General features: G+C 62.9%; 3 protein-coding genes. All 3 read left to right on the forward strand.

The window, feature by feature from the left end:
• A partial coding sequence (locus B3V69_RS18580; RefSeq protein WP_296448672.1) for an FtsW/RodA/SpoVE family cell cycle protein occupies window positions 1-144 on the forward strand: 144 nt, incomplete at its 5' end.
• Window positions 141-323, forward strand: a complete 183-nt coding sequence (locus B3V69_RS18585; RefSeq protein WP_296448639.1) for an NAD(P)-binding domain-containing protein — start codon at window positions 141-143, stop codon at window positions 321-323. The genes B3V69_RS18580 and B3V69_RS18585, both read left to right, overlap by 4 nt.
• Window positions 324-342: 19 nt before the next feature.
• Window positions 343-1803, forward strand: coding sequence for a metalloprotease TldD (gene tldD, locus B3V69_RS18590; protein ID WP_296448641.1), 1461 nt, complete (start codon window positions 343-345; stop codon window positions 1801-1803).
• Window positions 1804-1974 lie beyond the last annotated feature (171 nt).

Genomic DNA, 1974 nt, shown 5'->3' on the forward strand with positions numbered 1-1974 from the left:
ATGGGCATGGTCAGCGGTATTTTGCCGGTGGTGGGCGTGCCGCTGCCCTTCATCAGCTACGGCGGCACGGCCATGGTCACGCTGGGCATGGGGCTGGGGATCCTGATGTCGATCGCCAAGTCGAAACGCCTGGTGCAGTCGTGAACCCGGTCCTGAACGGGTTCCAGGTTGCCATCGTCGGTGTCGGCAACATGGGCGGCGGCATGGCCGCGCATTTGCTGGGCCAGGGCTGGCCGCTGCGGCTGTGCGACCTGGATCCGGTCAAGGCCCGGGGCTTTGAAGCTTTTGGGGCTGTAGCCCTCGCCATAGTGGCTGGATGGTGATAAAGCCTAAAATCAAAAAATGATCTCTCGCGAACCCACTATTGAACGCTTGGCCATTGCCAAGTCCCTGCTGCTCACGCCCTTTGGCCTGGACGAATCCCACCTGATCCGCGCCCTGGCCGAAATCAAGGCGCACCGGGTGGACGAGGCCGACCTGTATTTCCAGTACACGCGCAGCGAGGGCTGGAGCCTGGAAGAAGGCATTGTCAAAACCGGCTCCTTCAGCATCGACCAGGGCGTCGGCGTGCGAGCTGTCAGCGGCGAGAAAACCGCGTTTGCCTACTCGGACGATATTTCAGAAGCCTCGCTGCTGGATGCCGCCCGCACGGTGCGCACCATATCGAGCGTGGCCCAGGCGGGACGGGCGAAGACGGCTACTAAAAAGATAGCATCGGCGCGTTCCTTGTACAAAGGGCTGGACCCGATCGCCACGCTCGACAGCACGGCCAAGGTCAAGTTGCTGGAAAAAGTGGAGCAGCTGGCCCGCGCCAAGGACCCACGCGTGGCCCAGGTCATGGCCGGGCTGGCCAGTGAGTACGACGTGGTGATGGTGGCGCGTGCCGACGGCACGCTGGCGGCCGATGTGCGCCCGCTGGTGCGCCTGAGTGTGACCGTGATCGCCGAACAAAAAGGCCGGCGCGAAATGGGCTCGGCCGGGGGCGGCGGGCGTTTCGGTCTGGCTTATTTTGACGAGGCCATCATCAACCAGTATGTCGATGAGGCGGTCAAGGCGGCGCTCACCAATCTGGACGCGCGCCCCGCGCCGGCCGGCGAAATGACCGTGGTGCTGGGCCCGGGCTGGCCCGGCATTTTGTTGCATGAGGCGATCGGCCACGGGCTGGAGGGCGACTTCAACCGCAAGGGCTCCAGTGCCTTCAGTGGTCGCATCGGCCAGCGCGTGGCGGCCAAGGGTGTGACGGTGCTGGATGACGGCACCATTGCCGACCGCCGCGGCTCGCTCAACGTGGACGACGAAGGCAATACCAGCCAGCGCAATGTGCTGATCGAGGACGGCATTCTGAAGGGCTACATCCAGGACGCCATGAATGCGCGCCTGATGGGCGTTCAGCCCACCGGCAACGGCCGGCGCGAAAGCTACGCCCACATCCCGATGCCGCGCATGACCAACACCTACATGCTGGCGGGCGACAAATCGCCCGAAGAGATCGTGGCCAGCATCAAGAAGGGCCTGTATGCCACCAACTTCGGTGGTGGCCAAGTGGACATCACCTCGGGCAAGTTCGTGTTCTCGGCCAGCGAAGCGTACTGGGTGGAAAACGGCAAGATTTTGTACCCCGTGAAAGGCGCCACCATTGTCGGCAACGGCCCCGATGCGCTGACCCGCGTCAGCATGATCGGCAACGACATGAAGCTCGACAGCGGCGTCGGCACCTGCGGCAAGGAAGGCCAGAGCGTGCCGGTGGGTGTGGGCCAACCGACGCTGCGCATTGACGGGCTGACGGTGGGCGGCACCGCCTGAACCCAGGGCTGCGCTTTGACTGTGCTACATTTAACTTCATGAATTCGGCCTGTTTTTACTTTAGCTACTTTTGGTTCTCAAGCGCCTGCGGCGGTAGAGAGTTCTGAACGTACCTGAAGAAAACGTCCTGATCCTCCAAAAACCGCCGGCACCCCCGGCGGTTTTTTTATG

The sequence above is a fragment of the Rhodoferax sp. UBA5149 genome (genome assembly GCF_002413825.1).
Taxonomy (GTDB): domain Bacteria; phylum Pseudomonadota; class Gammaproteobacteria; order Burkholderiales; family Burkholderiaceae_C; genus Rhodoferax.